A 25,394-nucleotide genomic window follows, 5' to 3' on the forward strand; every position below is an offset into this window, starting at 1 on the left:
CTCCATAATCCCAGAAACCTACATGTTCTTTTTAAGGAAACTGATGATCGACCCAAAAATAGCTCTATGGTGCTCACTATCAGTAGGGCCATGAGCCATATCTGGATATAGTTTCCACTCATAGTCCTTATCAAACTTACTTAACATCATATTCATGCGGTACATATGTTCAACATCAACAGTTTCATCCTTCTCACCATGAATAATAAATACAGGCCTTTGAAGGTTTTGTGCCAGATATACTGGTGAAATGTCCTTCAGTTTGCCATAGTCTTTAACAGTATCTCCAACATTCTCCTGCATCCACTTACTTTGAGCCTCAGTTGCATAGGGTGAGTTCAGGTAGAGGTTAACATCTGTGACACCGGCCACACTGACTGCACAGCGGAACAATTGCTGGTGTTTGATAGCCATCATTAGTGCAGCATATCCACCATAACTCATTCCAACAGAACAAATTTCCGAAGACAAAATATCGCTTCGGTCACTTACCACTTTTGTTGCTTGAAATATATCTTCAAGCATTAAGTTACCCCACTGCTGAACACCCGCTTCCTCCAGTTCAGTTGAATAACCACTCGATCCTCGATAATTCACCCTTAAAACGGCATAATTATTCGCCACAAAGAACTGGGTATAGTAGTCAAAATACTGATGGTCAAAAACGCCAAGAGGACCACCATGTGGCATAACTATAAGAGGGAATGGCCCGTTACCTTTTGGCACGGTCAATATATAGGGAATATCCAATCCCTCCACTTTAACCTGCTCGTGATATTGGCGACTCTCAAGCTGATCATTTAAATGTGGAAATTTTGAGGCCACTAGCTGGTCAATTTTCTGGTTTTTCCTGCTAATGAAATAACGTCCTGGCTGGCCGTGGCTCTCACTATAGTAAAGTTCTATAGTACTATCGAGGCTTCTTCCTACTGTTGTTTTTAGTAGACTCGCCATGCCATTTTTTTCTTGTCTATCCTCATCAATATATTGATATTCTAACCGTCCATTATGAACGACTTTTACACCAATCAACTCCCCTGTCGATTGCTCTATTACCAGATCGATAATATCGTAGCTATCAGATCGATAAGCTATGCTCTGTTCTCCACTAGTGAAATTGCAGCGGTAAACTACCCGATCTTTCTCCGAATTAGTATCTAAACAAAAGTAAGTTCCAGGCTCTGAACTTATAGACACCGGAATAAGGACTCCATGCTCTGCTCCGGGAGCGGGCTCCTCTTCCAACTCTTCTTCAGACCAACTCTTTATTGGGGCGGTAGAGTTTCCATCAACAACTTTACTCAGATGAAGCTTGCTGTCATTGAAAAACAAAACGGACTTTGGCTGGCCTGATGGATCAAAAAACCAGCGTATCGCATACCCTTCAACCGACGCCACTTCATTCTGAACTGTAAACTGGCCTCCATCTTTTCGTAAAAGTTTACTTGCTTTCTGTTTAAATCGGTTAAGCTTAGATACGTCAATACTGTATACCTTGGAGTAAATCCCACTTTTTGCATACAGAAAATGGCCCGGCCTGTTTGGCAACGCATGGACCAACCAACCCGGCGTTTTTACCTCAAATATTTCTGGAGGCTGGCCTTCGGAGCCTGATACATCAAGCACTAATAGTCGATAAGCTGGCTTGGTATCTAGTAAATTTTTAACACCCTTCTTGACTTCCTTAAACTGGGCAACAAGATACTTTGGGCCAACCCAACGGATAAATTGAATTGATGCATCCCTGGAAGTCAATGTTTCGAGATCAATTAGGGTATGACTAGATCCATCTTTACGACTCCAAATATCTAACTTTTGACTAGCGTCACTCTGCTTAATGGACGCTACCAACCTTCCATCTGGACTAACCTGTGCTGTTATAGTATCAACCGATTTAAAGTAGCTTTCTGCTGGCATTGCTACTACTGGACCAATTTTCACCAGAATGCATAACAAAACCAATAAAGCCCCTCGAAAAAAAACAATCATTGATTTATCTCCAGAGGACTTAACCAACTTTGCAAGAATTCATCTTGCACTCCCGCACCAGATACCAGAGGATACAACTCAGTTAATGAGTTTAAGGCTTCTTGAACTCCATCTAAATCTGTTGCTATTCGATTTTTGAAATAGACCTCTACCGTATCTGACTTTCTTTGCTTACCTATAAACAAGCTGCCAATATAATTTGTTTTTCCAGCTTCCACATGAAAACGCCATGTGCGCCGCTTAGCAGTATCTAGTTTGTAGGGAAGATTGAAGTAAGGTGCATTTATTTGGGTAATTTGGTACAGGCCAGCAGGGACTGTCATCAGGTAAAAGCCTTCGGACTTATCCTTGAGGCTGACTTTATAACGACCTTTCTTTCGCAGTTTATATTTTTGCCCACTCAGCAGGTATTTATTTCCATTAGCGTACATCTTAGCAAACTCTATTGAGGGCGCAGTACCTCCTACATCGAGCTTTACCAAAACATACCCACGCCCGCCCTCTAACTCAGGCGGACTATCATAGGGTACCAATGACAGCGCCCGAGCAATTACTGATTCAGACACAAGGATTGCCGCAAATATTATGCCTTTAAGAAGAGTATTAACTCCACTTGCCTGATAGCCTATCGGCATCACGCTTCTTAAATTTAGTGTCAAAATAACACTTCCATATGTTTATTTATAAATGAGTGACAACGTTTTGAATACTATCTCAGAGCCAAATGCAATACAATTGGCAAGCTTTGGTTCTAATTATGGAGAATAATATGTCAGGGATGAACGCTCTCAGGTACGTTAAGTCTTGCCCACTTCTTTTAACGGTCTGTTTATTATTTCTACAAGGTTGTGCGGTGCAAGTTAATATGCTACCGGCATTGAAAGAAGACGCCCCTATTAACGAACAAGATGGAATTGTTGTCGCCCGAATCATTAACGCATCTGGAGTTGCCCTGCCGTTTAATCAACTCACAATTAACCCGGAAAACTTAAACGAGTCTAAGGCCATAAAACCTGAACGTCTCCTTGCGGATCGACCAAAGCTAAATGGTACAACGGTATTTGCCTCTTCTGTCAAACCAGGGAATTACTCTATTAGTAGCATTCGGGCGTTCTATTCAAACGGTAATGGATGGTACAGCCGTTTCGTAAGTGCAGATGAGAAGCTGGGGACCTTTTCAGTTACGCAGGGTGAGGTCACTGATCTTGGTACTTTGATCTATTATCCAAAGCCACAAGGTGACAGATACCTTGACCTTTTGATTCGCGCGCCTGAATCAAAAGAAGGGGAGGTAATTGCAAAGCACTTTCCATTCATAAAATACGATCCTCAATCAATCAACGGGTGGCATATCGATGAAAATGATGAAGAGCGTGAGTCAGCTTATATATCCATTGCACAGAATCCTCTGACATACAGCGAAGAGTATATTTCCCCTGATAGTTCCATCTACTTTCTTGGAAAGGTCGGCGTATTTATGAAACGTACTCCCGACGGGGACTGGGAGCTTGATGCTGTTGACACCAATCATGAACTAACGGCTATCGCACAAAACAATCATGGTGATCTAGTAGTCGGGGGGAGTGAAGGCGCCCTATTCTGGCGCTCTGCTAAAGGGGATTGGCTAGACATATCATTGGAGCACAATACTCACATTGAAAACCTGAGACTTCTAGATACAGGAGAGATAGAACTTCTAGTTACTCGCGACTTTGAAGTGAATATTTATAGGGGAGTAGTAGCAAATTCACAAGTAAAGTGGAAACTTTTGAATCAATACTCCTCAAGATCAGGTCAAGGATGGAAGCATATTGCGGAAGTAAAAATAGGGGAAATGAAAGCCCACACTAAAAGTGACCAACATATATACAATACAACTATTTTTGAATTCAACGGCCAGAATTACATAACTGTCCGTGAGCAATCAACGTATGGAAGTATTATATTTTCGCCAATCAATAGCGAAATCTTCATCTATGATCCTGAAAGTTGGATGATCGAAAAAACAGTAGATGATTTTGACCTAAATGCAATTGTTAACGCAGGCGCAGTTCAGTTAGGTGTCGAGGAAGCTGGCTTCTGGTCCTGGACAGGAAAGCCAACCTATTACAAAATTGATAAAAATGGCAACCAGGATAAAATAACTACGTATATTAAAGAATGTAAAGAGAGTAAATCTTCCAGAAATCGCTGTATAAATAGAAATTTCACATTTCGATCCGTTCCCTGGTTCTCAACTGACAATGAAGCCGTTGCAATTGTTGGTTTTTCACAAAGTAACTTTTCCGGTAGGAATCGTGAAACAGAAACCAGAATCTTAACAACAACGGATGGCGGAAAAAGCTGGATAGCTACAGACAATAAACCACCTACAGATTACTGTACATCTATAGTTCCTCTGGTTGCCGATCGTTTATTAGTTTCCTGCGATGGTGCCAATGGTGATTTCTACGAATCAACCGACTTAGGGGCCAGCTGGAACCAGGTAAGACAACAAGATAATTTCTAGAAAAAATAAGGTGGATACAAATATCCAATGTATCCACCTTATTTTAGTTGTAAAAAATACTAAAGAATGGTTTTACTATAATAGAAAAAATAGTTATTTATAGCTCAAATCTCTGTAAATCTAGCAGTAAAATGTCGTAGAACTTGCGGCTCATACTCGAAAGCTAACCCCCGCAATTCATTGGCCCGCGAGCTAAGTTCGATAATCGCATCTGCTACATAATCCATATGGTCATTTGTATAGACTCTACGTGGAATAGTAAGCCGCATTAATTCTAGATCTGCTTTCTTTTGTTCACCGGTATCCGGGTCCCGCCCAAGAAGTAAAGAGCCAATTTCCACAGCCCTGATTCCCGCTTCTAGGTAGAGCGCATTGGTTAACACCTGTGCCGGAAACTGCTCTGATGGTATATGGGGAAGAATCTTCGATGCATCTACAAAAACCGCATGCCCACCTGTGGGATATTGAATGGGTACTCCAGCACATCTCAATCGCTCTCCCAGATAGGCCACTTGGCCAATTCGGTAGTTCAAATAGCTCTCATCGGCAGCCTCATAGAGCCCCCGGGCCAGCGCTTCCATATCGCGACCAGCCATCCCTCCGTAGGTCACAAAACCCTCCATAGGGACGCAGCGGGTTTGTACGGCTTGAAACAGTTCCTCATTGTTTCGAATACAACAAAGGCCACCAATATTTACCATAGGGTCTTTTTTTGCGGACATTGTCAACATGTCCCCATATTGATACATCTCACGAATAATTTCTAAAATCGATTTTTCTTGATACCCCTCTTCCCTTTGCTTTATAAAGTAAGCATTCTCGCAATATCGAGCCGAATCAATTACCACTGGGATATCATACTTAGTAGCAATTTCATAAACTGCCTGCATATTTTTCATGGACACAGGCTGACCACCAGAACTGTTACAGGTCACAGTAGTTATAATCGCACAGACATTGTGGCTTCCGTGCTCCTCAATAGTGGAAACCAGGCGTTGTAAATCAAAGTTACCTTTCCAGTCGTATGCTGTCGTGGTATCAAAAGCACGTTTATCTACCACATTAATTGCTTTTCCGCCATTTAACTCTATATGCCCTGCAGTAGTATCAAAATGATAATTTGAAATAAATACAGGCTCCGTCCCTCCACGCACTTGACGCATACGCTCAATCAGAGCAGGAAACAAAATTTGTTCTGCTCCACGCCCCTGATGTGTAGGAACAACCAATTTATACCCAAAAAAATGCTCTACTGCATTGCACAAATTGTAGTAGTTTCGGCTACCGGCATAGGACTCATCACCAAGCATCAAACCCGCCCATTGATTATCACTCATTGCACCAGTGCCTGAATCTGTCAATAGGTCAATATAGACATCATCACTGCGCAGTAAAAACGGATTTAATCCAGCCTTATTGAGTGCAACCTCCCTATCTTTATAGGTTGTCATCTTGATCGGCTCAACCATTTTTATACGGAAGGGTTCAGGGATTCGCTTCATCACAATTATCCTAACAATACCTGCCATACTGCAGGCAATAACAATCCAATTATTATAAGTAAAGTAATTAGCATAAGAGAAACAGGACCGAATTATATTTTAATTAAAGTTAAGCCCTGTAAAACATCTAAAAACTGCAGAAACACATCAACGGGATATTGTTCCCTACTGAGATTCAGGCTCCTCTGTCAAAAATGATTGTCAAGTATTTCACTTCTTAACTTATGGTACAATAGGCTGCATTATCTATATGGCTTTTTCAGTCACTTGAGTGAACTTATTATTGGGTTCTTAGGTTCACATTTCTTGTGATCGGAAGCCACTCTAGATTTCTCAAGTATCGAGATAAAAGATTATCTAATGACAACTTAGCTCACATTTTAAACATTGATGAACAGAGGTCCCAGAATAGAAACATCTAACTTATAAATGAAGCAGAAGATACTAATTGGATCCGAGCTTATCAATTAGTGATGCTTCTGCCCCACGTCATCTCTCTTAGTTACCTTCTAATTTTGAGAGGTAAAACTGAAAAGCACGATGTGCCACTTGATGACCTATCGCCTGCCCTGCAGGTACTGAAGGCTCAAAGTGTACACCTCCCCATACACGACTATTACCACAGTCCTCTTCAAATGAAGTCCAGGTAGGGAAATATAGATTCAAGTCAGTTTGTGGTGTTACACCAGGTTCAATCTGAGAGCTGCCAGACAGAGCAGTTACAGAATATCCCAAAGTATCGCCTTGAGGTAAAAACAAGCGGCTTGTCTCGGCATGCGCAGCACAAAAGCTAGCTGATGCGGAGGGGTACTCGGGATGATCAGCTACAGGCAGATAGCTAGTCCACTGACTGGCGGGTAAATCATCCACAGTTCCCTTTCCAGCACCACCCCAAGCCGTTACAGGTTCATCCTTATAAATATACCGAACAGCAGAAAAAGGTCTTACTGAGTTATGGCGACGCTTTTCCTTCCAGATAGCAATAGCAGTATCAAAAGCTGCCATATTAGTCAGGAAGTCATAGTGTATGAAATCCATCAGGGATAAACCTTGAGATTCAGATGCAAAAACGGCAGCGAAGCCTAAGCTGAATATCTTCATATCAAATAACTCAGCTTTCATCTTCTGCTCATCAGTTAAATTCGCTGATGTCGCCAATACATCATTTACTTGCGCTACGTAACTGGGGTAGTTCCAAATTTTGGATTTAATTGGTATCGGTGAAGTGAACTCATCAGGAGATTCGTAGCTGTAGGGCGTAGTCAATGCAATTTGAGGAGTTACGAACTGCTGAACCCGAAATACGCCTGGTCGCTCCATTAAAACTGCCGGTTGCCATTTTGATGGAAAACGCAGCTTGTAGGCAGAATTAGCAGGTTTAAAGTCAGTATAATCGGCATAAGGCAAGCGATGATAAAGCTGGTTACCTTCATTACCTAACTGATTCATCCCATCATTGACACGTCCTTCCAGAACTTTTCTACCAGCATAATTTCCTATACCAATTGGTGTCGTCGTATCTTCTGAAATATTTTCAGGATCTAGCCCTAGCTCAATTAGCATATCATCCCATTCAGATACCAAATGGGGAAATAAACCACTTAGTACTTTGTGGGAAGCATAGGTCAATGCAATATTTAACTCAGTATTATCTGTCGGTTCTGTCATTCGACTAATATCTGAGTAAACGCCCTTTGCTGTCGGATGATAAGGTGCTGTTGCATCAAACCAGGAGTTAGTGATAAGCGTTGTAAAACGGAGTACCAACGTCGCATCATTTGCAGCCGGAGACACTTCGAAGATTGCACAGGCTGCAGCTGGGATTATATTTTGTACCGCAACATTACAAGTTCCTAGTTCTTCAGAGCTACATTTTGGAGGCAATGAAACGTCCTCTAACTGAGGACAACTGATGGCCTGCGCTTGCCAACTTGCTGACACAAATACTAATCCTATAATACTTTTTAAAGCTTTTTTATAAGTTACATCTTTTAGCATTGGATTTTCCTTTTTGCTATATCCATGTGACCAATGTAGCATTCTAACTACCGATCACTTTCTAATGATAAACACCTAAAAACACTTTAAAACAGACTGTTCGCTCCCCCATTTCAATTGTAAATGACCATAATTCCTGACATTCTTTTAGTGCCGACAGCACTTGTATTATCAGAACCTAAAATTCAAAACCAACAATTAAGGCAAGCTAATGAAATTACTTGCAAAGTAATTACTTGTAAAGATACCAGCTCACAGAAACAGTAATTTTTTGAGATTCAAATTATTGGCGAACCCTTTTAAAAAGACAACAATCCATTTTTTCTTTTAACAAACTGCAAAGTCAAAAAAGTTACACTTTACCGAATATTTTTTGGATTAAAAGGGGCGTCATCCCAGCATATATTTCCTATAAACACGAGCCAGCCCAACACAGATAGTGATAAAAGTACTAATGCGGCAGCACTTAACACTATAAATCCAACATATTTCCATTCAATTACCTAAATTACACTTTCTGCTGATATCGGATTTATTTGTCTTATTTTATGAGCACCCAAATAATTAAAGCCCACTTAACCCAAATACGGATAGCGTGGAACTGCCATCATTGCCATATATAACAGCACCAGCTATTTGATTTTATTCTACTAGAATTGTATTCACTAGGAAATTACAGGCAGTTACCAGACATTTCTTGAACAAGCGCACTGAGTCGATCTGAACAACAAACTATCCCCTCAAAGGGAGTAAAAATAATTAGCGAGAAGAGCTTTATGAACGACAGCCTCATACTTTAGTGCCATCTCTGGCAGCACAATGTACTGTTGAACGAAGCCATAAAGGTGAAAATACTACATACACATCTGAAAGGCTCTGGAAGAATCGCTTATAGCAATTTCCAGAAATAAGCCAACCAACAGTGGTTTGGATTCAGCTTTATCAAGAAATATTATCTTTCGAGTGCGAGCAGCGTTAAATCTAGGAAAAATAATTTCACTCTAATTTGCAATACTTAACATCTTTTCGACACACCACAACTTTTATACCAACTTAAAATAACAAACATTTAAAATGCTCTTTCAAGAGCTGCGTACCAATTTTTACCTGCAAGCATCTTACCTGCCTCCATTAGGTACTGAGCATCTTTAGTATCTATATATTTCGACAAATATTGCCTATTTCACTATTTTTCAATTCGTCTGAAAGCTTATCCCAATCACTTGGGTCATTGTGAACCAGGGAGTAAAAAGCAAATGCTATTGTTCGCCAGTCTTCTCTATTATCTATTAGCTGATAAAGGCTTTTTTTCATGGATATTTCTCTTAGTAAATACTAAAATCATGTGCAGATTTAACTATACCGATAATTATCTTCACACTTTTTGCTCGCTAATATCACCGTAAACGGCGATTCACACTATGCCGAACACAGTGCGCCCAGAGGCATGGAACACTCTTTATAGGTATCGCAACACACATTTTTACAATTTACACACCATTAATATGCAACCTCCATCGTTAAGCAACTCTATATCTTCGCCTGTATTGTTCAGAAGACCATGCTGCCCCCCGAATGATCAAAGTTCATGTCTTCCCCTGAGACAGTTAGCGCGATCTACCGACGGACCTTTTGGCTCAAAATATTCTGTGATATTAATGGCCAAATCCTGTTGGTCTTCCACCACCAAATTGAAATGTTATTCACCCTGCGCTCCTTAACAAGGTCCCAACGGAAAACTTTAAACTGCTGCGATTGGCAATCATACCAGCGCTGCACACCACCAATGCACTGACGAGTAAAGTAGCAATGATCCATAACCAATCAGGCTTGTAATTGATGCCAAATTGAGACTGATAGATCAATTGAGCCGTAAGGTGAGTACCTAAAATGGCCCCCACGCTAGCAATTAAAGAAGTCAACAACCACTCAAACAGGCTTAGTTTACAGCTTGCAAGGCGTGATTGACCAAAGCTGATCAGTAAAGCGTTCTTTTTACACTCATCAGCTTCATAGCCTTTGACCGATGCACTGATCACCAACAGTGCCAGCAAAATAATCATCAAACTAAATCCAGATACCAGCTTAATGACCATCGACAAAGTATCATCAAAGCGTTGCGTTAATTCGCGAACCGAGATTAACCGCAAAGTTGGATGACGCAGCCAAAGCTCTGCCAACTGCCCCCAAGCAGTGTCGGCAAGCTCAAGGCTACCCATATAAAGAGGCGGTATTTGAAGCTGGTCCATGGTGCTTTGTGGCACATTAAACCAATAGGTGATGGAACCTTTGCCTGGTACATATTTATGACTGGCTTTGATTTCAAAGTTCAAAGATTGCCCCGCAACTTCAAACCGCAATTGATCGCCGAGCTTCAACCCCATATCGGTCATAACTTCTTGCTCCACTGATACTTGTTGCCAGTCAGCATCCCGATCTTGCCAGCGTTGGCCAATCACGGTTTGGTTGTTGTTTGCTTGCTTAATACTGAAATGCAAGCGGATAGGCTTTTGTAAGCTAGTCAAACTTTCGCTGGGGCCGGTGGTGAATTCCACCAAGGACTGACCATTGATATGGCTTAACCGCCCGTACCAAAATGGCTTTAATTGGCGAATCTTACTGCCAGTTTGCGCACTCCATTGGCGAATGTCTTGCACCTGTTGTTCATTGGCCTGGGTGATCATCAGATTACCATCGTGCTCGCGGGTATAGCCTTCCATGGTTTGACCAATGTCTTTCATCAAACTTAAGGTGAACAGCAACAAAGTGGCACACATGCCAACACCCAGAATTTGAATGGATTTGCAGAGCAAACGCTGTTTCATCATATAAAAACCAAAAGCCACGATGCCCGTTGTACGGCTCGTCACCATAAAGCCCAACCTCAATACCAACCAAGTCAATACCACCATCAATATCAAGGTGGCCGCCATAGCGGCTAGAGTCATGGCCGTGAGCAGACCGTTATCGGAGTAAACAAAGGCCACCACAGCCACACCGATTAACGCAAATCCATATCGTAGCAATAAGTGATTCGGACTCGCCATTTGGCGAATCAACTGTGCCTGGGTTACTTTGGCCATCACTAGCCAATTGGGAATTTGGAAAATCGCCAATAGGGCTAATAACAACGTGTAACTGCTGAATAAATCCGTCCATACCCGGGTGGCGGTTAGGTCTGCAAACTGTATCTGCATTTGCTGCAAAATTAGGTATTCCGCCCCCCATGCCAAGGCGGTTGCCGGAATTAGCCCTGCAATGACTGTTAGTAGCCATTGACCAAATGATAAAGCAAACACTTGGGGTTTATTGCTGCCCATGGCTAAACACACCGCAGCAAAGCGCTGCTGGGATAACAACTGACGTCGACCGGCTTGGTCGATAGCAATGGCAGCCATCAAAAACAACAGTACAGATGCTAAACCCACAAAATTCTCAACCCGTTGCCAAAACATCGCCAGCGGATGGCCACTGTGTTTATCATAAAACTGTGCTGTCACTAGCTCAGTAGTGGCCCACTGTTTGAGGGTGTTCAGTTCGCTTTCATCCCCCGTAAGTAAATAGCGAAAGCGGGCATTGTCTGCTTGTATCAGTGAAAGATCATCCAGGTGCACCAATGCACGCATCGCTACGGAATGGCCTTCGAGTAGACGGTCGGGTTCGTGTTGCACCAAACCTGTGAGCTTCAATTGTCCATGTCCGATGTCTAAGGATTGGCCAAGGGTGAGCTGCAGCGAAGCAAACAATCGGCTATCGACCCAGATTTCACCGGATTTGGGCCCATGGCTCAGGGATTGCCCTTGTCCATCCGTCTCAAATGCCACTTGCACTGTGCCTTGCACTGGATAAAGATCATCCACTGCTTTTAATTGAACCGCTTGCCAATGGTGATCATTGGTCAAGGTTACATTTACCAGCTGGCTCACGCTCAACTGCTGCGCATACTGGTGCAACTTGCATAGTTGTGCATCGGTTAGCGCTTGATTCTGAGAAATCACCAAATCGCTACCAAGCATTTGCTGCAAATTATTGGCTAAATAAGTTTGAATAGAACTGCTGGTTAAGCTGAGTGTTAAAATGAAAAACATCAAAGTTGCTTGGGTCCAGCGAATTAAGCGCACATCCGCTTGGTGATATTGCTGGCGGAATAATTGCCACACTAATAAAATCAGCATAATGGGCCCGCCATAGCCGCAGCTTTGTTGCGCGCCTTGACCACTAATTTGCCTTGGCTCAATTGCAGTAAAGTATCGGCCTGCTGTGCTAATTCCATCGAGTGAGTGACCAGTACCAACCCCACGCCGTTTTGCTGACAGCAATCAAACATCAATTTCGCAACATGCTCTGCGGTTTTCTCATCTAGATTGCCCGTAGGCTCATCGGCAAAAATAAATTGCGGCTGCATTACAAAAGCACGGGCAATGGCCACCCGTTGTTGCTCACCACCACTCAGTTGCTGTGGTTTATGATACATTCGCTCAGATAACCCTACCTTGTCGAGCCATAATTCAGCTGTGGACAATGCGTGTTTGTCACCTTTTAGTTTTAAAGGCAGAGCGACGTTGTTTAAGGCATCAAGTTCGGGTAACAAATGAAACTGTTGAAAAATAAAACCTGAGTTTTGACGCAGGTTCTTTAATAATTGTGGTTCACTGTTTTTCTGAAACTGCACCTCGCCAGAAACCGGACGTTCAAGGCCCGCCATTAACAGCAATAAGCTTGATTTGCCAACTCCAGAGGGCCCCACAATGGCGTAAGAATGGCCACTATGCAGTTCAATATTTAAACCCTCAAACAGGCTGACCTGTTGTTCATCCAAGGTAAAATAATGGTCAATTTGCTTTAAGTGAATGCTACTCGACATAGTTAGTTTCTTTAAATAACTGGTTGAGTAGCACCTTAAAGAAGGAAAGGTGAAATGAAGGTGAAATCAGTAGAAATAAGTTGCTAACTGGTCAGAGTACTAATAAGGAGACTTTATATTTTTGATAGCGCCGTGCTCTGCGTAAATTTTGTCCGACAACTATGATCTGTGATGCCGACTTTCTATTCTTATCAATCTTGAGCTTTTTCAGACATCATTTTCCAAATTGACCCTACGAAATTTGAAGTCAATTGATGCCCTTACCCTAAAATTGACTTTTCATTGCCAATACCTGCAAGCCCTAAGGCTTCTCCAGTACCGCCGATATTATGGGCACCTTACATGATTACCTTGTTAGACATCGGGATCAGCTATTGTAATGAACGGCTTAATATCCCTAGCAGGTCCATTTGGTGCAACAACAGGCCGGTAACTAGTAAACTCTGACAAAATATAGGAAATATCTAAAGCAGAATTGTCATCCAGCTCCAGGTTAATAATTAGTCTTTGAAGTTTATTAATTTTAAGACCAACCACACAGTTATAAACTTTTCCAATTGCATCCTCTGAGCGTTCGATTACATCGCAAGAACCTCTATTAGCATTTAAAATCGAAACTCTTACTGGAGCAATATTAAAGTTCCCTGTCTTAGAGTAGGTTCTAAACCGAAAATATATATTTTGCTCCTCACTCGTGGATACTTTATTACCACTCAAAGGGATGATAGGCAAGCCCATAGGGCCCACTGAAAGCTCTTCATGATTCAAAAGTAATGGGTAGATAACAAGAAAACCATCATCGATAGGCACCGAGTAAAGAGGCGGCTTGTAAATCCCAGAACAGTGCTCGCCCAAAATACCTAATACAGATTGGTTTTCTTCACACCAATCGTAAACATAGGTTCTCTGGTACTTTGGAGAAGGCTCAATTTCAAAGTTTTTAGTCTTACTAAGGGTTGAACAACCGGTACAAACTAAAAATACAAAAAATGCTGAAAATAGTTTCAATGCCTAACTTCCTTATAAATGCCGTAGTGGTAGGACAGCCGGTTACCCGACAGCCCCCACGCAAATCCGGACGTGCGGAATTACCGTATCCGGCTCCTCCGTTATATTATTTACCGCGCAGCTAAATCCTATCAAAGCTATTCACTCTACCCATCTTCGCCTTTTCACCCAATGACTGAAGTGCATAAACTTAGATTCAACTGAATGTAATGCTTGCACTTTTGTTTTCATACAATATCCAGTCCTACATGTCCGGTGTATGTATCGACTGCAAGCTCAATATAACTGCCAGCCCCTTCGCCCTGTAGACGGCTTTCCCGCCCTCCGACTACTATGAGCTGGTCCGACTCCCAAGACACCATCGTTCGGCTCGCTTATTCAGCTACACCGCCCTACCCATTCCTTTGGGAGTTACCTTGGGTCTCACAAGTTCTCATTACATCTCTGTACGCATGCCACGACTTAAGAACTCCGCTAGGTCTCCACAATCTTGCCATTCAGGTAGCGAAAACAAATTCACTCCTGAGTTGATTGCTTTGTTTGGACTTCGACCACGTTACAAGCCTCGTCACCTAGAATTTGCATTTCGAAGCGATACCAGCACTTCAGGAGCGCGCACTCCCTATGGCCTACATATTTCTCTGTCTACGCTTCACGTTGATTGTTCGCTCGTGCATCCTGCCTCTCAAATACCCCTAATTTAAAGCTCCGCACAACGCGCAAGACTCGATACTGGTGAGTGGCTAACTCATACCAGGCTGGGACTTTCACCCAGCAAGATGCAACAAGCTTAGCTTGTCGCACTAACGCCAAGCTAAGCGGCGCCGCTTGCGGCGTCCTTGCTTGAGCTTTTTGTTAAGTATTTTTGCCCAAAATAAATTGTTAATAACATTGATACCACTCCCCAAATAGGCCAATTCCAGGTGAAGAAATTACGCCAATGTGGTGCTGGAGACAAGACAATCCAAGCGAGAGATAAAACTATTAGGGGTATTGACTGGATCAGAACATTATTTTCCTTAGATAAAGCCAACACAACGCTACCCCCAATAAAGCCATTAATTAGCGCCAATACTCCATAAGTTAATCCGGGGTATTTATCGATCTGGAGTTCGAAAGCAATAAAAGAAAGCAAACCTTGTGCAACATACCATGTAGCTATTCCACACCAGATATAAAGAAATTGTTTTTTCATATAGTGATACTTAACGAGGGTGTAGAAAAACTCAGCCCTCTTTTCGTATTGTGCTTCTACGTGAATAATAGCCTACTCATCAGTGAAAGCTAGATCAGAATTCACGTAGAATCACCATTTATGGTTAATATTTGATCACATCTAAGACAGCAAAGACATAAATTAGTTTTTCTACAGCCTGAACGCCGCCAGCAGGGGCAGCTTACCTTGTGCGCGTTTTGCGCAAAAATGCAAGCGCAGCGACCAGCGCAAAACGTGCACAAGGTAAGCTGTCCCGCGGAGGGCCGCAGGCCCGGAGCCATGCTGCCTGGCCTTCTATGATTGCTCTTGTCTGATTCTGATGTTGAAAATCCTTTTCGTTAACGGGTAAATTGAGACCCACCTTCGGCGGCCACCGAAGGCCTTGTTTATCACAGTTCGCTGCCTGGCCGGTTCGTAAAAGACCGATAACAAGTATGAACGTGATAAGCACTCACTAGGCATAACTCGGATAGTCATGTGGGCCTCGAGCCCGAATAGCAAGGCGGAGATAGCTTATCTTATGGAACCTCAAGAGATCAATGTCGGTATCGATACCAGCAGTAAACAACTCGATATTTATGTGAGACCTACTGGCCAGTTTTTTAGTGTTGCCAATGATAAAAGTGGCATTAAGGATGCCATTAAACAACTTCAACCCCTTAAACCTCTAAGAGTATTAATAGAGTCTACGGGAAGACTCGAGTTAGAGTTTGTTTGCGCCGCCGACAAAGCAGGATTACCTATTGTTGTTTGCAATCCTTCTCAGATAAGAAGCTTCGCTAAATCCGCAGGGCGCCTCGCCAAAACCGACAAGCTAGATGCAATGGATATTGCACATTTTGGTGAGGCCATGAAGCCAAGGCTGTCGGTACTAAAGCCAGAAAAGCTTAGGGAGATCAGTGACTTACTGGCGGTAAGAAGTCAGTGTTTAGAGATGAGCACAATGCAAAAGAATCGGCTTCAGAGAATGCCGAAATCAGTACACAAACCTATACAGACCATTCTAAACACCATCAAAAAAGAGCTACAAGGTATCGACAAGCAACTGGATAAACTGGTTAACAGTGTGTCTGAGTGGCGGCAAAGGCGCGACCTATTGTTGAGTGCTAAAGGGGTCGGAAATGTATTGGCTTATACGTTGATGAGTGAACTTCCCGAGCTAGGAAAATTGAACCGTAAAGAAATCGCTGCACTTGTCGGTATCGCCCCGATGAACCGTGATAGCGGCAGCTTCCAGGGAAAGAGATATATTCGGGGTGGAAGGCATCGTGTACGTACGGTTCTGTTTGTTTCCATTATGTCTGCCATACAACATCATCCCAAATTAGAGCCGATGTATAAGCGATTAGTCGACGCTGGCAAACCTAAAAAGGTCGCTCTGATTGCTTGCATGAGAAAGCAGATTACGATTCTGAATACGATGGTGAAAAATAACACCTACTGGGATGAAAGTATGGCTTAAAAACTTGACGAGTAACCATAGTCACTTGTTATGTGGGTCTCTGGTATTTCTTGCCTACGAAGTAACAAACTATCATTGATACGAGCATGGATGAAACACACCAGGCAAAAACCCTACTGTAGTACTCAAGGCCATTAAAGAGCAAAAAACCATTAGGCACGAGTGCTATGAACATGCCAACCGGCATTGGAGCAAGCAAGACGGCCGAAAGTGGAACAAAAAGCAACAGTTTTATTGCCATATTCCACTGCACGCTTCTGATTTTCTTTGCATAAAAGTAGAGAGCGATTATCAATGGTGTGGACAACAACAACCAAAATGGAATACGCACAAGTAATTGCCAAGCTTGATCAATCATTTTTATCGCGATGTCCATATGCTCTATTTCCTGCTCACATAACGCCGGCCACACAAGCGAGCGCTTTCAGCGAGTCCAGCCAAATGCGTTTTTTGCATTTGGCGATTGTGCTGGCCCTTGTTAACTGCGGTCATCTTCGAAAGCTTCCGCGTTGAGGGAATATGCAAGTTCAGAGCATATTGACATAGGAACCCCGCTGGTCAGTAGAACACCATTCTCCAGGCTTATATTGCCAACTTTATCCCCGCCTTCTAGATAGAAAGCTATGCCTTCACCAGAGAAAAGAACCTCCTCATTGGTAAAAGGGTTAGTTCCTTTCTTATCAGGAGCTTGCTCGAGGGCTTGATGACTGGAGATTATGCTACTCCATTTAGCAAGCTGTATATCACCATCGCTTTTGATGATTTTGCCGAAGTCCATTTTATCTCCTGGAAAGTTAACGCTCACCACAAAGGCGAGCAACTTGTTGCGAGTCCAGCTCGCGTGTTTTGCGTGCGATTTGCTGGTGCTTGTTAGTTGTTTATCTGCAACAGCGATAAATTATTTTCCCAAATATAGAGCAAATCATTTACTTTTACATTACTGCCGGGCGGTAGCCATAAATTTGTTTCTTGGTGCTTTGCCCCCATTCGATGATAAAAATCGCGTGCATTTGAGTTATCTTCTAAAACCTCAAGGTATAATCCCTTATGGCTAAAGTTTTCATCAGCCCATTTAGCAATTAAATGCATTAGCTGTTTACCAATTCCTTTACCTTGATAAGCCCTTGAGACATGCAAGTTATCTATGAATGTTCCCCATCTAGCACTTTCATTACCAAAAGCACAAATAAAACCACAAATGTTATCACCATCAATGGCAACCAAAACGTATTGGTTACTCTTTGGTGAGGATAATCGATTTGCCCAAGAGTTTCTCCGCTCCACCCAAACATCATTATCAAGGAATTGATTAGGGAATATTCCCCGATATGACTCACGCCAACTTTCAGCATGTAAGTTAGCTAAAACCTCTAAGTCATTTATGTTGGCAACTCTGTATAGCATTTACTCGTAAGCTCCGATAACGCCCACAGCAGGGGCGGATTACCTTGTACGCGTTTTGCGCAAAACTGGGAGCGTAGCGACCTGCGCAAAAAGTGCACAAGGTAAGACGTCCCGCGGAGGCCCGAAGGGCCGTAGCATACTGCCTGTGTTTGTTATGTGTCTCACTCTTGGTATGCATCCAATGGAACCATAGTAAAGGGCTTTTCAAATGAAAATGGTTCTAGTGCATTCAAGTTCTTAGTATTAATGAAGACGATAAAGGTATCTATACTAGGCCCAGATGAATAGGGATACAAAATAGTGCCAACAGGTAATTGACCATTGCCTTTATCTGACTGAAGTACGAACGGAGCCTGGAGCTCCAAGCTGTTCGACTCCAAAATTCGATACTTTTCCCACTTCATACCTAAGAAGAAAGATGTCGATATCATCGAAACGAGGGCTATGAGGGAAAAAATTAATTTCATACTGGTTTACACTGGTGTTGCCCACAAAAAGTAGACACTCTAACTATGCGTATTTTCGCTCATACTCTGCTGGACTTACATAGCCCAATGCAGAGTGCCTACGAACCCTATTGTAGAAAATCTCAATGTATTCAAACACCTCAGATTTTGCTTGCTCTTCGCTTTCGAATGTTACGGCATAGACCAGCTCAACTTTTAGCCTGCTAAAGAATGATTCCATTGCCGCATTATCCCAACAGTTAGCCTGGCGACTCATGCTCGGCTTGCACTTACTTTCAGACAAGAGATCCTGGTATTTCTGCGATCGATATTGCACACCCCTGTCAGAGTGAACTATTAGTCCAGGCTTTATTTGTCGTCGCTCTAGGGCCATTTTCAACGCTCGATGTGTCAACTCATCGGTCATCTGGGAGTCAAATGCCCAACCTACAATACGTCGAGAGTACAGATCCATAACTACCGCGAGGTACAACCACCGCTCCAGAACCCAGATATACGTAATGTCACTGGTCCAGCGGCAATTTGGTCGATCCACATCGAAGCAACGCTTAAGTAGGTTGGCGGCGACATTGATATTCCTCTCTACGGGCTGACTATATCGAAAGCCTTTGCCGTTTCTCGCTTTAATATGCTCCTGTTGCATAAGCTTAGCGACGTAGTTCCGCGAGCATGACTCGCCTAATTCTTGAAGCTCGCAAGCGATTCTAGGCGCCCCATAACGACCTTTAAACTCAGAAAACGTCTCTCGGATTTTCTCGATTGTTCGTATCTTTCTAATCGTGCGAGCAGATGGCAACCGCCCCCGCCATCGATAATAACCCGATCTTGAGACTTCTAAACACCGACACATCAAGCTAACCGGGAATGACCCTACATGCTCTTGTATCAGCGCGTACTTTACTCTTGGTGGTTCGCAAAGTACGCAGCTGCCTTTTTTAGAAACTCAACCTCCTGACGAGCTTCATGCAGCTCCTTCTTGAGCTTGCGAACTTCAGCGCTTTCCTGTTTGGAATAGTCGACACCGTCTAAACTATTGAACTGCTTATCAGACAGTCGATTAAATTGACGACGCCAGTTGTAGATCTGCTGTGCGCTGACGCCTAGTTCTCTTGCCACAGAAGCCGTTGTTACTCCAGGCTTTTCCGCTCTCTTAACTGCTTCTCTACGGAACTCCTCCGTATACGCCTGAGTTTTTTTCTTACCCATGATACACCTCCGTGTTAGGCCTAAACCTAACTATACAGGGTGTCTACTAAACGTGGGTAAGTCTTGGTTATAACGCAAAGCTTTGGGGCAGCCGGAACGCAGTGTAGGCTGTCCCAGCCGCGTTTTTTGCGGCGACAAGAGCGCTTTGTTAGCTGATTTACACCCAGACATCATTCTGTGCAGTGAGGCTACCCCCAGCATCTCCTGTATTGACTACACCTTTTGGCTCAACCAACATTATTTTACACTCATTCCTTGCAATTGGCCGATGTTCAACACCTTTAGGAACTACAAACATTTCACCTGAGTTTAATGTTACTGTCCCATCTCTAAATTCAATCTCTAGAGTGCCCTCTAGAACTACAAAAACCTCGTCTGTATTGGGGTGATCATGCCAGACAAACTCACCTTCGAATTTCACCAGTTAAAACTGATAATCGTTCAGCTCAGCAATAACTCTTGGCGACCAATGTTCGCTAAATTTTGAAAACTTGTCTTTAAAATTTATGGGTAAATATTCCATAGGTCTCCTTTCAGCTAACGACCGCCGCACAGGCGAGCCACGAAGTGGCGAGTCCTGCCGCCGAAGGCGGCGTTGTGCCGGCGCTTGTTAGGGCTTTGAGGGTCGCTTAGCCGCATGATCTATTACGCAAATCGAGATAAATTGACGCCCTAGCTGGGTTACTTGCGCTCCCCTACGTTGAATTTCACATTTTTGATTCGGTGTATTCTCAAGCTGCTGCTTGATAGAAACAACCGTTGGGTGATTTTCAAGAGCGTCATACACGTTTGGCGCCACGTATTCCAGAAATGTTGGGATTTCAATAAGCCCCAGTCTAGACAAATTGTCCAAGTAGGTTGGAGTCAAATTCGCATTCTCGCAACCTGCTTCCTCCCCCAACAATGAGAACGATTTAAGTAAGTCACTGCCACCTTTTCCTGCCTCAGTTGATTCTCGCCTAACATCAAGTAAGGGAAATGGGCGGCTTTTAGCAAAAATCTTTAGTAGCTTTGCTTCGTCTGGGGTTATTTGCTTTAGAATTTCAACGAAGCCTGGGTGAGCACCAGCACTCGTCAATGAATCCATTGAGGCCGCAAGTAAGTTGGCATATAGCTCTCTTAAAGACTCTTCGTGACCGGTATAACGCAAAGACTCAAGAGCGGGACCTGCTACATTGGGTTTTGGTGTGACAATTTCTTTCTCAGGGGTGTTCTGTAGCTTTTCAGATACTTTGGAAGATACAAATTCTTCGATTTGCTCGTATCCCCAAACCAACCCCTTAACTGGGGCGAGTGCAACATTGACTGTTTTTGCTACCGTTCCTAGAGCTTTACCTATTTCTTTTGCTGCGGGCTGTAGAGCATCCTCGTACACAGGAACTGCCTTGGCAAGACCAGTAACGGCATTGATCGTACCTTCAACATTTCCTTCCTTTGATTTTTCTTCGTCAGTCATTTGAGCTCCGTTCTGGGGTGGTCCTAACGCCCACAGCAGGGGCGACCGAAGCGAAGCGTAGGGCGTCCCGCGCAGGCCCTACGGGCCGGAGCATTCTGCCTGTGTTTGTTAAGTGAGCTTGCTTGCATCCTATTTAGAACCCAACCACATGATAAACACTGCAAAAATAATCACTAAAGACTGCAGTATGGTGCCCACCTTGACTGAAATACGCAGAGCAACGCCAGGAATCAATAAGCTTAGGGACCCTAGCAATGATACTGAGGCGATGATCCTACCAATACTATGCGGCTCTTGGTGGATTGGCTCTAGAGTAATATTTAGGAACAGCCACATGGAAATCAGCGCAAGTATAAAGCCAAGGCCAATTTCGACGCTCGATATATGCTTTAAAGCCTTTGAACTTTTCATCACAAGCTCACATAACGCCGCAATTTGCGCGACGGAGTGGGATGGCGACTTGTTTGCGTGTTTTTGCAAACAAGGTGACAGCTCACGGAGTTCCGAAAGATTGCTTGGTTATGCGGCACGCCATACCCCTCTAGTTAAAAGGCCCCCAAGAAGAAACGCAGGAGGAACATAAATTGGCCAATACCACAACAGAGGGTTGCGCCCAAGATGACTAAACCCATGCCATAAGAGAAATAGAAGCATTGGAAGAGCCACCAAACAACCTAATAAGAAAGTTAATGATACTTTTTTGCTAGGAAGTATTGCAGATGTTACAGCACCAGCAACCAGGCTAGCGATTACCGGAGGAATTAACCCAGAAACTTTTAGCTGCATAAATATTGGATGTGAAGTAGCAATAGAAAACCAAAGGATTACAGCTAAAGCTGAGCCCAAAGTGAATGCTAGAATATATCGAAGTTTATGATTCATTTTTACGCATAACGCCAAGTTCAGCAGCAGTTTGTGGAGCGGCGCAAATGTATTATAGCGTAGCGACAACATATTTGAGCAGTGGAACAAACTGTCCGTCTGCAACGCCTTGTTAGGCGGCTGCTCCCATAACTCGGTTCAATAATTTTCTTTCTGTGCAATTTTCCACACTTTCAGAAACTCTTCTTCCGTTAATTCTACAAGATCAAACTCTTTCTCAAGACGAGGTATATCTCCCTCAGGAAACTCCGGTTGATCAGTAAAAAAGTATACCTCATTATTTTCGGTGTCAGGTGTCGCCCAAAAATAGCATCCATCGATAACGTAAATTTGCCTTACGATTAGCTGGTCTACAACTTCACAAAGGAATGCACCTTCCTCAGCTTCCATGCCATCAGCATACGATTTATAAAATCTTCGATTCATGGTTTTATTTAACCCTCATCGCCTAACGCCTTGCCCACAGGCCGACCGAAAGGGAGGTCCAGCCCGAAGGGCGATTGTGCGGCAACTTGTTATGAGTTAATTGCATGATTCCGCCAACCCTGCCGCCAACACAGAAAATGCCTGTGTAACTTTTGGTCCAGAAAGGATCTCCTTCAAGTTTTCTGTACTGTAATTTTCTTCAAAGTACTTTGTTTGACAACTGCAGGCTTCTTTAATTTTTATTAAATATGGATCTCGCGGATTTTCAAAATACTCTTTTGATATGTTACCAAACTCAGCGAAGTACCCTGACTGAACGATTGTTTTATCGATGCACCCCTTCCAAAGCCCTTCGGTAAAATCATCTCTCCACCTCTTGTTTTCTAAGTAGTCATTTGCTTGAACCTCAAACGACATCAACAAACAGAGGGGTGTTATAAAATTCCTCATCCACTGAACCCCTAAAGACTCATAACGCAGCCAACACGGGCGACCGAAACGCAGTGTAGGCCGTCCTGCCCGCGCTTTTTGCGGGCGTTCGTGCTTGGCTTTGTTACGTGTTGATCCAATCACCATTGGGCCCTCGTACATAACCACTCATAGGAGCAACTTTAGGCTGGGTGTCGAGATTCTCGATTTTGAGCTCATAAGTATGCGCATGTAGCACAGCTTTTTTTCGTAAAATATCTGGCCTGTGAAACTTTAATTCATTAACAATTTTTTCTTGTAGATCGTGCGGCACTCGCGCTCCTATTACTACCTCTTTTATTGCAGTTTTAGGTATTTTCCATACACCAGGACCCCACTGTGGATGTCCTTTTTTAGCAGAGCTGACAATCCGATATTCATTTTCATAACACCATTCTTTGGATTTTTTAAATATGGCGTTTTGATCATTTTCATCCGGTCGTGTATTTGTATAGTCAACTTTTCTAATCTCTGAGTACAGGGGATTCCCTTCACTGTTCTTTGGGCAGTCTTTCATCAAAACTTCCGTATCAAAACCAACACATACACTCCGATGCTGATCTCCATAATGGCTCCACATTAGCATTCGATCCGGGTGCGGTGTTAGGCAAGAAACTCCTACAATATGGGAAGTGGCCTGTTGGATATGATGGTTCATCGCATCAGTTACAGCATGAGGCAACTCATTCTCTGGGAACTCACTGAACTGCGTCGGGCAGCAGTCAAACGGGTCATTAAAATCTGAAGGTTTCGAAAACATCATTGACCCATCTTTAATCAGATCAATAAAAAATTGAAATTTTCTTTCTTCAGCTATGACGCCTCGATATTGATAAAGAATCATGGCAATCCACTCATGCGCTAGGCTGTTTTGACACGTAACGCCTCAATAAAGGGCCGGAACGCAGCGGCGAAGCTGCGGAGGAAGCCTCCCCCCTTAAAGTAGACGCCACCTTATATTCATCTTATGCGGCCATTCTTTCATATTCATCTCGGCTTTTGAACCCAAGTGAACCATGTCTTCTTTTAACGTTATAGTACCTATCAAGATACCAAGCTAAGTTGGTTCTTAGCTCCTCAACGGACTCAAAATTAAATCCTTTAAAACTCTCAGTTTTCAGTGTTTGAAAAAATGATTCTACATACACATTATCATTCACAAACCCTGGACGATTCATGCTCGGCTCAATACCCAATTCTTTGAGTCGGTTTTGGTATGCATAAGCACCGTACTCAGAACCTCGGTCGCTGTGAAATATTAGATCTGATTCTATATTTCTGCGACGAACAGCTTTATTTAGCGCTGACAGTGTTAGCTCAACGGTTCGAGTATCCGACAGCTCCCAACCCAACACTTTCCGGGGGTAAAGATCAATAATCACAGCTAAATATTGCCATTGCCCATTGATCTTCAGATAGGTTACATCACCAGCCCATTGAGAGTCTGGTTTACTCAGCATACCATGCTCTCTTTGTATATTTTCAAACTTAATGCAAGGATTTCCAGGCAAAGGGCGCCGACGATAGATCCTTCCAGCTTTCCCCACGATTCCAGCCTCTCTCATAAGGCGCTCAACGCGCTTGTGATTTATTCGTTCACCATTGGCTTTCAGCTCTGCGCTAATTCTTGGACTTCCATAATTACCATCATGCTGCGCATAGATAGTTTCGATACACCCAAGAATTCGCCTATTTTCTATGTCTCGAGTGCTCTCATCACGGTTGAGCCACTTATAAAACCCTTGGGGTGAAACATTCAAGTATCTACATAAGTACCTGACACCAAAGTCTGATCGATTAAGAGCTATGAACGAGAATCTTTCAGCTTTTGATCTTTCAGGTACATTTCCCACTTTTTTAGTAAATCATTCTCCTTTTGCAATTTCTCAACCTGCTTTTTTAGACGTCTTATCTCTTTATCATCGGTTTGAGACTGAGTTTTCGTTGTCTTTGTCATACTTATTCTACGACTGGGCTTCTCGACCAGCTTGCCTTCTCTACTTTCCTGTCGCCATCTATACACCATTACTGGATGCAAACCAATAATGTTGGCGATAGTAGTCGTATCTACTTCCAGTTGATTAGTGAGAGCTACCACTCTAACTTTGAACTCTGTTGAATATTCAACAACCCGCTCTTCACTCAGTATTTTTGGCATTTTTTCCTATCCTATTTAAAAGATAGGCGTCTACTCAATGGGGGAAGATTTCCAGCCCCGGTTGTTTTTCCGGGGCGAACATTGCGCATCTTGTTATGCCTTTGCACACACAGCGACCTGGTTAATTTCAATGAGCTGGCCCTCATTGGTTTGAAAAAACAGCTTGTTACTTTTATAAACAGCCACAAGGCTAGAGCTAAAGACACCGTTACTAACAACGTTCTCAGGAATTGGCCAGCCTGAAAAATATTGAATGCCACTCTGGCTTTTTATAGTAACGCACTCTTGATACCAATTTACCTTATCTTCAGAGCCCGACTCAATTACCCATCTGAATTCCGTTTCGAATGGTGGTACGACTACAATTTCGTGGGCAGAC

General features: G+C 43.1%; 25 protein-coding genes. 2 read left to right on the forward strand and 23 right to left on the reverse strand.

The annotated features are described in order from the left end of the window. Positions 1 to 18: 18 nt before the first annotated feature. Positions 19 to 1,989 carry an alpha/beta hydrolase family protein gene (locus tag ACJJIR_RS12285; RefSeq protein WP_444905557.1) on the reverse strand — a complete coding sequence of 657 codons (1,971 nt, stop codon included), beginning with the start codon at positions 1,987 to 1,989 and terminating at the stop codon, positions 19 to 21. Beyond that, complete coding sequence (locus ACJJIR_RS12290; RefSeq protein WP_444905558.1) at positions 1,986 to 2,648, reverse strand: hypothetical protein; 663 nt, start codon at positions 2,646 to 2,648, stop codon at positions 1,986 to 1,988. The genes ACJJIR_RS12285 and ACJJIR_RS12290 overlap by 4 nt, the downstream gene beginning before the upstream one ends. A 65-nt stretch (positions 2,649 to 2,713) precedes the next feature. Here ACJJIR_RS12290 and ACJJIR_RS12295 point away from each other — a divergent pair, with 65 nt between their 5' ends. Then, positions 2,714 to 4,498 carry a WD40/YVTN/BNR-like repeat-containing protein gene (locus ACJJIR_RS12295; protein WP_444905559.1) on the forward strand — a complete coding sequence of 595 codons (1,785 nt, stop codon included), beginning with the start codon at positions 2,714 to 2,716 and terminating at the stop codon, positions 4,496 to 4,498. 104 nt (positions 4,499 to 4,602) lie between these two features. On the opposite strand, the gene ACJJIR_RS12300 is transcribed toward ACJJIR_RS12295, so the two are convergent. The 7 genes from ACJJIR_RS12300 to ACJJIR_RS12330 form a co-directional block, all read right to left on the reverse strand. Further along, on the reverse strand, positions 4,603 to 6,000 hold the full coding sequence (locus tag ACJJIR_RS12300) for a tryptophanase (RefSeq protein ID WP_444908419.1): 1,398 nt from the start codon (positions 5,998 to 6,000) through the stop codon (positions 4,603 to 4,605). Positions 6,001 to 6,498: 498 nt separating this feature from the next. After that, entirely contained in the window at positions 6,499 to 7,998 is a 1,500-nt protein-coding gene (locus tag ACJJIR_RS12305; RefSeq protein WP_444905560.1) for a vanadium-dependent haloperoxidase, read from the reverse strand. Between the two features lie 1,155 nt (positions 7,999 to 9,153). Then, on the reverse strand, positions 9,154 to 9,312 hold the full coding sequence (locus ACJJIR_RS12310) for a hypothetical protein (protein ID WP_444905561.1): 159 nt from the start codon (positions 9,310 to 9,312) through the stop codon (positions 9,154 to 9,156). A 389-nt stretch (positions 9,313 to 9,701) separates the two neighbouring features. Next, positions 9,702 to 12,173: an ABC transporter permease gene (locus tag ACJJIR_RS12315; RefSeq protein ID WP_444905562.1), complete on the reverse strand. Its 2,472-nt coding sequence runs from the start codon at positions 12,171 to 12,173 to the stop codon at positions 9,702 to 9,704. Next, entirely contained in the window at positions 12,167 to 12,862 is a 696-nt protein-coding gene (locus tag ACJJIR_RS12320; protein WP_444905563.1) for an ABC transporter ATP-binding protein, read from the reverse strand. The genes ACJJIR_RS12315 and ACJJIR_RS12320 overlap by 7 nt, the downstream gene beginning before the upstream one ends. Positions 12,863 to 13,216: 354 nt before the next feature. Beyond that, entirely contained in the window at positions 13,217 to 13,870 is a 654-nt protein-coding gene (locus ACJJIR_RS12325; protein WP_444905564.1) for a hypothetical protein, read from the reverse strand. Between the two features lie 814 nt (positions 13,871 to 14,684). Next, positions 14,685 to 15,065, reverse strand: a complete 381-nt coding sequence (locus ACJJIR_RS12330; RefSeq protein WP_444905565.1) for a hypothetical protein — start codon at positions 15,063 to 15,065, stop codon at positions 14,685 to 14,687. 541 nt (positions 15,066 to 15,606) lie between these two features. Here ACJJIR_RS12330 and ACJJIR_RS12335 point away from each other — a divergent pair. After that, on the forward strand, positions 15,607 to 16,548 hold the full coding sequence (locus ACJJIR_RS12335) for an IS110 family RNA-guided transposase (RefSeq protein ID WP_444905566.1): 942 nt from the start codon (positions 15,607 to 15,609) through the stop codon (positions 16,546 to 16,548). A gap of 28 nt (positions 16,549 to 16,576) precedes the next feature. Here ACJJIR_RS12335 and ACJJIR_RS12340 read toward each other — a convergent pair whose 3' ends face one another. From ACJJIR_RS12340 to ACJJIR_RS12405, 14 genes are all read right to left on the reverse strand, one after another. Continuing rightward, positions 16,577 to 16,924: a hypothetical protein gene (locus ACJJIR_RS12340; protein WP_444905567.1), complete on the reverse strand. Its 348-nt coding sequence runs from the start codon at positions 16,922 to 16,924 to the stop codon at positions 16,577 to 16,579. Positions 16,925 to 17,026: 102 nt separating this feature from the next. Next, positions 17,027 to 17,326, reverse strand: coding sequence for a hypothetical protein (locus ACJJIR_RS12345; RefSeq protein ID WP_444905568.1), 300 nt, complete (start codon positions 17,324 to 17,326; stop codon positions 17,027 to 17,029). Positions 17,327 to 17,418: 92 nt separating this feature from the next. Continuing rightward, positions 17,419 to 17,952, reverse strand: a complete 534-nt coding sequence (locus tag ACJJIR_RS12350) for a GNAT family N-acetyltransferase (RefSeq protein ID WP_444905569.1) — start codon at positions 17,950 to 17,952, stop codon at positions 17,419 to 17,421. 510 nt (positions 17,953 to 18,462) lie between these two features. Beyond that, a complete protein-coding gene (locus tag ACJJIR_RS12355) occupies positions 18,463 to 19,308 on the reverse strand; it encodes an IS3 family transposase (RefSeq protein ID WP_444908420.1) in 846 nt (281 codons plus the stop codon). Positions 19,309 to 19,316: 8 nt separating this feature from the next. Further along, positions 19,317 to 19,625 carry a transposase gene (locus tag ACJJIR_RS12360; protein ID WP_444905570.1) on the reverse strand — a complete coding sequence of 103 codons (309 nt, stop codon included), beginning with the start codon at positions 19,623 to 19,625 and terminating at the stop codon, positions 19,317 to 19,319. A gap of 157 nt (positions 19,626 to 19,782) precedes the next feature. Continuing rightward, positions 19,783 to 20,046, reverse strand: a complete 264-nt coding sequence (locus tag ACJJIR_RS12365; protein ID WP_444905571.1) for a cupin domain-containing protein — start codon at positions 20,044 to 20,046, stop codon at positions 19,783 to 19,785. Positions 20,047 to 20,235: 189 nt separating this feature from the next. Further along, positions 20,236 to 21,081 carry a DUF4393 domain-containing protein gene (locus tag ACJJIR_RS12370; protein WP_444905572.1) on the reverse strand — a complete coding sequence of 282 codons (846 nt, stop codon included), beginning with the start codon at positions 21,079 to 21,081 and terminating at the stop codon, positions 20,236 to 20,238. 129 nt (positions 21,082 to 21,210) lie between these two features. Then, a complete protein-coding gene (locus ACJJIR_RS12375) occupies positions 21,211 to 21,492 on the reverse strand; it encodes a hypothetical protein (protein WP_444905573.1) in 282 nt (93 codons plus the stop codon). A 108-nt stretch (positions 21,493 to 21,600) separates the two neighbouring features. Further along, on the reverse strand, positions 21,601 to 21,963 hold the full coding sequence (locus ACJJIR_RS12380) for a hypothetical protein (protein WP_444905574.1): 363 nt from the start codon (positions 21,961 to 21,963) through the stop codon (positions 21,601 to 21,603). A gap of 138 nt (positions 21,964 to 22,101) precedes the next feature. Continuing rightward, on the reverse strand, positions 22,102 to 22,389 hold the full coding sequence (locus ACJJIR_RS12385; protein ID WP_444905575.1) for a hypothetical protein: 288 nt from the start codon (positions 22,387 to 22,389) through the stop codon (positions 22,102 to 22,104). A gap of 96 nt (positions 22,390 to 22,485) precedes the next feature. Then, the gene (locus tag ACJJIR_RS12390) at positions 22,486 to 22,839 is read right to left on the reverse strand and encodes a hypothetical protein (RefSeq protein ID WP_444905576.1); all 354 of its coding nucleotides are present in this window, start codon (positions 22,837 to 22,839) and stop codon (positions 22,486 to 22,488) included. Positions 22,840 to 22,942: 103 nt separating this feature from the next. Then, a complete protein-coding gene (locus tag ACJJIR_RS12395) occupies positions 22,943 to 23,701 on the reverse strand; it encodes a DUF2971 domain-containing protein (RefSeq protein WP_444905577.1) in 759 nt (252 codons plus the stop codon). A 121-nt stretch (positions 23,702 to 23,822) separates the two neighbouring features. Beyond that, positions 23,823 to 24,710 carry an IS3 family transposase gene (locus ACJJIR_RS12400; RefSeq protein WP_444905578.1) on the reverse strand — a complete coding sequence of 296 codons (888 nt, stop codon included), beginning with the start codon at positions 24,708 to 24,710 and terminating at the stop codon, positions 23,823 to 23,825. Then, positions 24,662 to 25,015 (reverse strand): transposase, encoded by a 354-nt coding sequence (locus tag ACJJIR_RS12405; RefSeq protein WP_444905579.1) that lies wholly within the window; start codon positions 25,013 to 25,015, stop codon positions 24,662 to 24,664. The genes ACJJIR_RS12400 and ACJJIR_RS12405 overlap by 49 nt, the downstream gene beginning before the upstream one ends. Positions 25,016 to 25,394: the final 379 nt, after the last annotated feature.

The sequence above is a fragment of the Microbulbifer maximicatervae (SeqCode) genome (assembly GCF_052467385.1).

What these genes read in the sequence shown, in the direction of transcription:
- ACJJIR_RS12285 (WP_444905557.1), bottom strand. Translation starts at nt 1,989, where the DNA reads ATGATTGTTTTTTTTCGAGGGGCTTTATTGGTTTTGTTATGCATTCTG.
- ACJJIR_RS12295 (WP_444905559.1), top strand. Translation starts at nt 2,714, where the DNA reads ATGCAATACAATTGGCAAGCTTTGGTTCTAATTATGGAGAATAATATG.
- ACJJIR_RS12300 (WP_444908419.1), bottom strand. Translation starts at nt 6,000, where the DNA reads ATGAAGCGAATCCCTGAACCCTTCCGTATAAAAATGGTTGAGCCGATC.
- ACJJIR_RS12305 (WP_444905560.1), bottom strand. Translation starts at nt 7,998, where the DNA reads ATGCTAAAAGATGTAACTTATAAAAAAGCTTTAAAAAGTATTATAGGA.
- ACJJIR_RS12310 (WP_444905561.1), bottom strand. Translation starts at nt 9,312, where the DNA reads ATGAAAAAAAGCCTTTATCAGCTAATAGATAATAGAGAAGACTGGCGA.
- ACJJIR_RS12315 (WP_444905562.1), bottom strand. Translation starts at nt 12,173, where the DNA reads ATGCTGATTTTATTAGTGTGGCAATTATTCCGCCAGCAATATCACCAA.
- ACJJIR_RS12320 (WP_444905563.1), bottom strand. Translation starts at nt 12,862, where the DNA reads ATGTCGAGTAGCATTCACTTAAAGCAAATTGACCATTATTTTACCTTG.
- ACJJIR_RS12330 (WP_444905565.1), bottom strand. Translation starts at nt 15,065, where the DNA reads ATGAAAAAACAATTTCTTTATATCTGGTGTGGAATAGCTACATGGTAT.
- ACJJIR_RS12335 (WP_444905566.1), top strand. Translation starts at nt 15,607, where the DNA reads ATGGAACCTCAAGAGATCAATGTCGGTATCGATACCAGCAGTAAACAA.
- ACJJIR_RS12340 (WP_444905567.1), bottom strand. Translation starts at nt 16,924, where the DNA reads ATGGACATCGCGATAAAAATGATTGATCAAGCTTGGCAATTACTTGTG.
- ACJJIR_RS12345 (WP_444905568.1), bottom strand. Translation starts at nt 17,326, where the DNA reads ATGGACTTCGGCAAAATCATCAAAAGCGATGGTGATATACAGCTTGCT.
- ACJJIR_RS12350 (WP_444905569.1), bottom strand. Translation starts at nt 17,952, where the DNA reads ATGCTATACAGAGTTGCCAACATAAATGACTTAGAGGTTTTAGCTAAC.
- ACJJIR_RS12360 (WP_444905570.1), bottom strand. Translation starts at nt 19,625, where the DNA reads ATGGGTAAGAAAAAAACTCAGGCGTATACGGAGGAGTTCCGTAGAGAA.
- ACJJIR_RS12370 (WP_444905572.1), bottom strand. Translation starts at nt 21,081, where the DNA reads ATGACTGACGAAGAAAAATCAAAGGAAGGAAATGTTGAAGGTACGATC.
- ACJJIR_RS12375 (WP_444905573.1), bottom strand. Translation starts at nt 21,492, where the DNA reads ATGAAAAGTTCAAAGGCTTTAAAGCATATATCGAGCGTCGAAATTGGC.
- ACJJIR_RS12380 (WP_444905574.1), bottom strand. Translation starts at nt 21,963, where the DNA reads ATGAATCATAAACTTCGATATATTCTAGCATTCACTTTGGGCTCAGCT.
- ACJJIR_RS12385 (WP_444905575.1), bottom strand. Translation starts at nt 22,389, where the DNA reads ATGAATCGAAGATTTTATAAATCGTATGCTGATGGCATGGAAGCTGAG.
- ACJJIR_RS12390 (WP_444905576.1), bottom strand. Translation starts at nt 22,839, where the DNA reads ATGAGGAATTTTATAACACCCCTCTGTTTGTTGATGTCGTTTGAGGTT.
- ACJJIR_RS12395 (WP_444905577.1), bottom strand. Translation starts at nt 23,701, where the DNA reads ATGATTCTTTATCAATATCGAGGCGTCATAGCTGAAGAAAGAAAATTT.
- ACJJIR_RS12405 (WP_444905579.1), bottom strand. Translation starts at nt 25,015, where the DNA reads ATGCCAAAAATACTGAGTGAAGAGCGGGTTGTTGAATATTCAACAGAG.